General features: G+C 42.9%; 6 protein-coding genes. 5 read left to right on the top strand and 1 reads right to left on the bottom strand.

The window, feature by feature from the left end; genetic code table 11:
- The 5 genes from ACH2DQ_RS24135 to eno form a co-directional block, all read left to right on the top strand.
- Positions 1 to 832, top strand: an 832-nt coding sequence (locus ACH2DQ_RS24135) for an ABC transporter ATP-binding protein (protein WP_395028571.1), incomplete at its 5' end; no start/stop codon positions are given.
- A complete protein-coding gene (locus tag ACH2DQ_RS24130; RefSeq protein WP_394911360.1) occupies positions 829 to 2,652 on the top strand; it encodes an ABC transporter ATP-binding protein in 1,824 nt (607 codons plus the stop codon). The genes ACH2DQ_RS24135 and ACH2DQ_RS24130, both read left to right, overlap by 4 nt.
- 258 nt (positions 2,653 to 2,910) lie before the next feature.
- Positions 2,911 to 3,474, top strand: coding sequence for an alkyl hydroperoxide reductase subunit C (gene ahpC, locus ACH2DQ_RS24125; RefSeq protein ID WP_394911359.1), 564 nt, complete (start codon positions 2,911 to 2,913; stop codon positions 3,472 to 3,474).
- Between the two features lies 1 nt (position 3,475).
- On the top strand, positions 3,476 to 5,128 hold the full coding sequence (locus ACH2DQ_RS24120; RefSeq protein WP_395028570.1) for an FAD-dependent oxidoreductase: 1,653 nt from the start codon (positions 3,476 to 3,478) through the stop codon (positions 5,126 to 5,128).
- Between the two features lie 66 nt (positions 5,129 to 5,194).
- Positions 5,195 to 6,487: a phosphopyruvate hydratase gene (gene eno, locus ACH2DQ_RS24115; RefSeq protein WP_394911357.1), complete on the top strand. Its 1,293-nt coding sequence runs from the start codon at positions 5,195 to 5,197 to the stop codon at positions 6,485 to 6,487.
- A gap of 99 nt (positions 6,488 to 6,586) precedes the next feature.
- On the opposite strand, the gene ACH2DQ_RS24110 is transcribed toward eno, so the two are convergent.
- A partial coding sequence (locus ACH2DQ_RS24110; protein ID WP_395028569.1) for a S41 family peptidase occupies positions 6,587 to 7,250 on the bottom strand: 664 nt, incomplete at its 5' end.

Genomic DNA, 7,250 nt, shown 5'->3' with positions numbered 1-7,250 from the left:
GGTTGCTTATATTCTGGATGCCAAAGAGGAACAGGACAATCCAAATGTGGAAAACGGACCAATGAACAGGGACATTCATTTTGAAAATATTAACTTTTCTTACAGCACAGGATATCCCATTTTAAAAAATGTGGATTTTACCATTCCTGCCGGAAGCACCTTTGCCATACTGGGAGGAACCGGAAGTGGAAAATCAACGCTGATGCATCTGTTGAACAGGCTCTATGACCTTCCAGAAGAATCCGGAAGGATAACGGTTGGCGGCATGGACATAGCTAAAATGAGCCGTGAATATCTACGAAAAAATATTGGTATGGTTTTGCAGGAACCCTTTTTATTCTCCAGGGCAATCCATGAAAATATAGCCATTGCCAATGAAGATGTCTGTCATGAATCCATTCGGGAAGCCGCCAGAATTGCATGTGTGGATGACGCAATCCAACATTTCACCAACGGATATGATACCATAGTGGGAGAACGTGGCGTTACATTATCCGGAGGCCAAAAGCAAAGAGTGGCAATCGCGCGTATGCTGATGCAGAAAGCTCCCATCATGGTATTTGATGACTCCCTCTCTGCTGTAGATGCCGAGACCGATGCAAAAATCCGTGAGGCATTGCAGGACCAGATGGGAAAAGCAACTGTAATCTTAATCTCACACCGTATCACTACATTGATGCAGGCTGATTGCATTCTGGTCCTGGATGACGGCAGTGTGGCACAAATGGGTACCCATGAAGAACTGATTGCACAAGAAGGCATCTATAAAAACATCTACGATATACAGATGAACAATGATGATCGTCTGTTACTGGAAGGAGGGGCAATATGAGCTACGAAGAGCAGGAATTTACAAAATCATTTGATATAAAGATCTGGAAAAAGATCCTGCCGTTTTTAAAACCATATAAAAAGATTTTTATTATGATCATTGCACTGAACTTATTCTGCTCACTGGTGGATATCGCACTGCCATTGTTTCAGCGCTTTGCTATTGATCATTTTATTGAAAAAAACACAATCGACGGTATTGCAGGATTCGCAGTCGTTTACGCTATCGTGATTCTGCTTCAGACATTAAGTGTTATCTTCTTTACAAGAGGCAATATGAAAGTGGAAATGAAAGTGGGCAGAGATTTAAAGAGAGCATGCTTCGTACATCTTCAGACATTGTCATTTTCTTATTACAATGTAACACCGGTTGGCTATATTCTTGCCAGAGTCATGAGTGATACAAACCGTATCGCAGGTCTGGTAGCCTGGAATCTGATTGATGTTTTATGGGCATCCACCTATGTGTTTGGCGTATTTATAGCCATGCTGATCCTGAACTGGCAGCTGGCGCTGCTGGTAATTATCATCGTCCCTGTAATTGCACTGCTGACCGTCTATTTCCAGAATAAGATTCTGACCTGGAACCGGAAAGTCCGCAAAATTAATTCGAAAATTACAGGATCCTACAACGAAGGCATTATGGGTGCAAAAACATCCAAAACCCTTGTAATTGAAGATAAAAATTATGATGACTTCCAGGGAATCACGGATGAAATGAAAACCGCTGGAGTACGTGCCGCCAGATTAAGTGCCGTTTATATACCGCTGGTTATGCTGTTTAGCTCCCTGGCAACGGCTCTGGTTCTGGCTAAAGGCGGAAATATGGTATTAAAGAACCTTTTGATGATCGGAACCCTGTCCGCCTTTACATCCTATGCAGTTGGGATCTTTGAGCCTATACAGCAGCTTGCCAGAAATATTGCAGATATTATCTCCGTACAGGCAAATATAGAACGCGTTGCCGGTTTACTGGATCAGGAACCACAGATCGTGGATTCAAAAGAAATCACAGATAAATATGGGGATTCTTTCTATCCGAAAAAAGAGAACTGGGAGAAGCTGCAGGGAGAGATTGAATTTAAAGATGTATCTTTCCATTATCCGGATGGAAACGAAGAAGTATTAAGCCATTTTAATCTGAAGATACCAGAGGGAACCACGGTGGCAATAGTAGGAGAGACAGGAGCCGGGAAAAGTACGCTGGTCAATCTTGCCTGCCGATTTTTTGAACCAACCCAAGGACAGATTCTCATAGACGGGAAAGATTACCGGGAACGCAGTCAGTTATGGCTTCACAGCAACATTGGATATGTCCTGCAGAATCCCCACCTGTTCTCCGGTACTGTCATGGAAAATATCCGTTACGGTAACTTAGAAGCAACTGATGAACAGGTAATTGCTGCTGCCAAAGCTGTATCCGCTGATCTGGTGGTAGACAAACTGGAAAATGGCTATCAGAGCGATGTAGGTGAGGGCGGTGACCGCCTGTCTACCGGTGAAAAACAGCTGATTTCTTTCGCACGGGCAGTTCTGGCTGATCCCAGAATCTTTGTATTAGATGAGGCAACTTCATCCATTGATACACAGACAGAACAGTTGATCCAAAATGCAACCATGCAGCTGCTGGAGGGAAGAACTTCCTTCTTAATCGCCCACAGGCTGTCCACCATCCGTAAAGCAGATGTGATTCTGGTTGTAAAGGATGGAAAAATTATCGAACAGGGAAAACATCTAGAACTGTTGAAAAAGAAGGGTTATTATCATGACCTTTACAGTAAACAATTCCAGGAAGAGTCTTCCCGAAAAATATTGGCATAAAGTATTGACGATAAATGTAAGCATTCAAGTAATGTATCCTATTTAATATTGGGGCTGAAGTTTCAGCCTCATATTTCATACCTTTAAATTAATAATAATTATCATTATTAGAAAAACTATTGACGAGCTTTCCTACACATGTTAAAATACAATTAAGTTAGCAGCAACTAACTATAATAATTCATAAGATCAGCATTTTTTGGAATAATACAAGCTGACTATAATTTAAAATATGAATATCTAAGGAGGAAACAAATTATGTCATTAATTGGAAGAGATGTAAGTGATTTTAAAGTACAGGCATACGTAGGAGGTGAATTTAAGGAAGTAACGAAAAATGATATTATGGGAAAATGGTCGGTATTCTTTTTCTACCCGGCAGATTTTACTTTTGTGTGCCCTACAGAGTTAGAAGACCTGGCAAATAAATATCAGGAGTTTAAAAATATCAATTGTGAAATTTATTCCGTATCCTGCGACACCCATTTTGTTCATAAAGCATGGCATGATGTTTCAAAAACGATCCAAAAGATCCAGTACCCGATGCTGGCAGACCCCACTGGAGAATTAACAAGAGATTTTGATGTCATGATTGAAGAAAACGGACTTGCGGAACGCGGCAGCTTTATCGTCAATCCGGAAGGAAAGATTGTAGCTTACGAAGTAATCGCCGGAAACGTGGGACGTAATGCAGATGAATTATTCCGCCGGGTGCAGGCATCCCAGTTTGTTGCAGAGCATGGCGACCAGGTGTGCCCGGCAAAATGGCAGCCGGGTGCAGAGACACTGAAACCAAGCCTGGAGCTTGTGGGACTGATTTAATATGGAAGCGTTATATGATGTGATTATAGTAGGCGGAGGGCCGGCAGGCCTCTCTGCCGCTATCTATATGGCGCGTGCCAGGTATCGGACACTGGTGATTGAAAAAGAAAAATTTGGCGGACAGATCACCATTACTTCGGAAGTGGTAAACTATCCGGGCATTCCAAGTATCAGCGGCAGTGAACTGACCGATGGAATGCAAAAGCAGGCAGAAGCATTTGGTGCAGAATTTCTGCTGGCAAATGTGGAACATCTGAGCTTGGATACGGATATTAAAACCGTTACAACAGACCGGGGCGAGAAAAAGGCTCTGGGTATCATACTGGCAACCGGTGCAGCCCCAAGGAAAATTGGGTTTCCGGGAGAGCAGGAATTTCAAGGAAGAGGAGTTGCTTATTGTACAACCTGCGACGGAGAATTTTTTACCGGAAAAGATGTTCTGGTAGTAGGCGGAGGTTTCGCAGCTGTGGAAGAAGCGATCTTCCTTACCAAATATGCGAGGCAGGTGCTTATACTGGTTCGAGGCGATTCTTTTTCCTGTGCAAAGTCTGCATCAGACGAATTGGATCACTACGATAAAATTCAGGTTCTGTTTCATACGGAAATCAAAGAAGCAGGCGGAGAAGGCAAGCTTCAATATGCATTGTTATACAATAACCGGACCGGGGAAACCAGACGGTTTGAACCGGAGGACGGCAGTTCCTTCGGCATTTTTGTTTTTGCCGGGTATGCTCCTGCGAACAGTTTATTCAAAGATGTCGTAGAAGTTGATGACCATGGCTATCTGATCACCGATATAAATCATAAAACGAATATAGACGGCGTTTACGGTGCAGGTGATGTCTGTGTAAAAAATCTCCGTCAGGTAGTAACAGCAGTTGCAGATGGTGCAAAAGCAGCAACCGCTCTCGAAAAACATGTTTCCGAAGTCCACGAACGAAATCAAATACCGCCTATTCCCATGCCCGTTGCTGCGCGGGTAAAAAATGGACAGACTTTGGAAGCAGATAAACAGCCGGAACAAAATACGGAGGAATCGAATGGCACATTTATTCCCGCTTCCATGCGGGACCAGTTAAAACCATTATTTGAAAAGTTTCATAAAATGATTCTTTTAAAGGCATTTCTGGATCAAAGCCCCATATCCCGGGAAGTGGAAGGGTTTGTACGGGAAATGGCATCCCTGACAACCTGGATCCAAGCAGAAATTCTACAGGATGCATCTGCCATACAAATTCCTTCCATAGAAATATGTGATCGTTCAGGTGTATCTCTGGGCTTCCGGTTCCACGGAGTACCGGGGGGACACGAATTTAATTCATTTATTGTTACTTTATATAATGCAGCCGGACCGGGTCAGATGATTGACGAACGGATACTCGCTAGGATACGTGCAATTTCCGATCCTGTTAAAATAGAGATTGCAATTTCCCTTTCCTGTACCATGTGTCCGGATTTAGTCATGGCCGCTGGCAGGACAGCTATTGAAAATGAAAATATCCAGTGTGATGTCTTTGATATCAATCATTTTCCTAAGCTAAAGGAAGATTATCAGATTATGAGCGTCCCCTGCATGATAATCAATCAGGAACATGCGTATTTTGGTAAGAAAAGCATTGAAGAAATATTAGGTCTCATAGCGGAAACCAGATAATATACTGATACAGTAATGCCTGAAGGCAATTACTGTATCAGTCATAGTGACAGAAAGAGGTGCGGTATGAATCATTTAGAAATAGAAAAAGTAATTGGAAGGGAAATTATTGATTCCAGAGGAAATCCAACCGTAGAAGCGGAGGTACATCTTAAGGATGGAACCATAGGAAGAGGTGCCTCTCCAAGCGGAGCCTCCACCGGAATCTTTGAAGCATTGGAACTTCGAGACAATGACAATGCTCGTTTTAAAGGTAAAGGCGTTCAAAAAGCAGTAGAAAATATTAACAGAACTATTAATCAGGCAATCTCCAATATGGATGCCGGTGATATTTATAAAATCGACCATGCAATGATAGCGGCAGATGGAACCGATGATAAATCAAATCTTGGAGCCAACGCAATTCTTGCCGTCTCCATCGCCTGTGTACGCGCAGCCTCCCTTTCCCGGAAAATACCCCTGTATCAATTTCTTGGCGGGATCAACGGAAATAAACTGCCGGTGCCTATGATGAACATACTGAACGGAGGTGCGCACGCATCCAATACGGTTGATGTACAGGAGTTTATGATCATGCCCGTTGGCGCTCCAAGCTTCAAAGAAGGGCTTCGCTGGTGTACAGAAGTATTCCATACACTGGCATCCATATTAAAGTCTAAAGGATTGGCTGTTTCCGTTGGAGATGAAGGAGGATTTGCGCCGGATCTTTCCAGCGATGAAGAAGCCATCCAGTATATATTAATGGCAGTGGAAGAGGCGGGATATCAACCCGGAAAGGATTTTGTACTGGCGATTGATGCGGCTTCCAGTGAATGGAAAGGTGAGACTCCTGGCACTTATCTGCTTCCAAAGTGCAAAAAAACCTTCACATCCCAGGAACTTATTGCCCACTGGAAGATGCTTTGTGAAAAATATCCCATTTATTCCATTGAGGACGCCTTAGATGAAGAAGACTGGCAGGGCTGGCAGCTCCTTACAAAAGAGCTGGGAAGTCAGGTTCAGTTAGTAGGCGATGATCTCTTTGTCACCAATACCAAACGCTTGAAAAAAGGTATTGAAATGGGCTGCGGTAATTCTATTTTGATTAAACTTAACCAGATCGGAACGGTATCGGAAACGCTGGAAGCCATCAAAATGGCTCAACAGGCAGGCTATACGGCAATTGCCTCACACCGCTCCGGAGAAACGGAAGATACAACTATTGCGGATCTTGCAGTTGCCCTCTCAACCGGGCAGATCAAAACCGGAGCACCAAGCAGAAGTGAGAGAGTTGCAAAGTATAACCAGCTCCTTCGCATTGAAGAAGAACTGGGGAATGATGCTGTGTATCCCGGTATTCATGCATTTAACAGGTATTAAATATAATTGATACGAAAAAGCAGGGCGAAATGGATTTAACGTATACCATTTTGCCCTGCTTTTTAATCAGTTTTTAGATCGCTTCTTTTGATGTGCCTGTTAATCTGCCTGTTTCTTATCCAGTTTATAAAAAATTTTCAATGTTTCCTGAAGCTGTTTATCCTTTTCCAGCGCAATATTAGCTTCTGCTGCCTGTTCTTCATCCGCTTCTATCACGACATCCGGTTCCAGACCTTTACCCTGGATCGAATATCCGCTTTTTGTGAAATAACTGGAAATGGTAAGTTTCACGGCTGTACCGTCTTCTAATGGAATAAGATTTTGTACAATTCCTTTACCGAAAGAAGTAGTACCGGCTAATGTCCCCCATTTATAATCCCGGATTGCGCTTGCAAATACTTCTGCCGCACTGGCTGAATTTCCATTCATTAATACCACTGTCGGCAATTTGACTTCATGACCATCCGCTCCGGATATTTCATCCAGGCGGGTGCCATTTTTATCTTCCGTATATACAATCAATCCATCGGGCAGAATATAATCCAGCATGGAAACAACGCTGTCCAAAAGTCCGCCCGGACAATTACGGAGATCATAAACAACTTTTTCCATTCCCTGTTTCTGAAGATCATCAATTGCATTCTTAAACTGGTCAACTGTCACTTCATCAAACTCGCTGATCGCAATATACCCGACTTTATCCGGAAGCATTTGATAACGAATCGTATCTACTTTTATTTTTTGACGCTTCATGGTTAATTCC

This window comes from Robinsoniella sp., from assembly GCF_034124845.1.
This window is presented reverse-complemented; position numbering and strand designations above follow the sequence as displayed.

What these genes read in the sequence shown, in the direction of transcription:
- ACH2DQ_RS24120 (WP_395028570.1), top strand. Translation starts at nt 3,476, where the DNA reads ATGGAAGCGTTATATGATGTGATTATAGTAGGCGGAGGGCCGGCAGGC.
- ahpC (WP_394911359.1), top strand. Translation starts at nt 2,911, where the DNA reads ATGTCATTAATTGGAAGAGATGTAAGTGATTTTAAAGTACAGGCATAC.
- eno (WP_394911357.1), top strand. Translation starts at nt 5,195, where the DNA reads ATGAATCATTTAGAAATAGAAAAAGTAATTGGAAGGGAAATTATTGAT.
- ACH2DQ_RS24130 (WP_394911360.1), top strand. Translation starts at nt 829, where the DNA reads ATGAGCTACGAAGAGCAGGAATTTACAAAATCATTTGATATAAAGATC.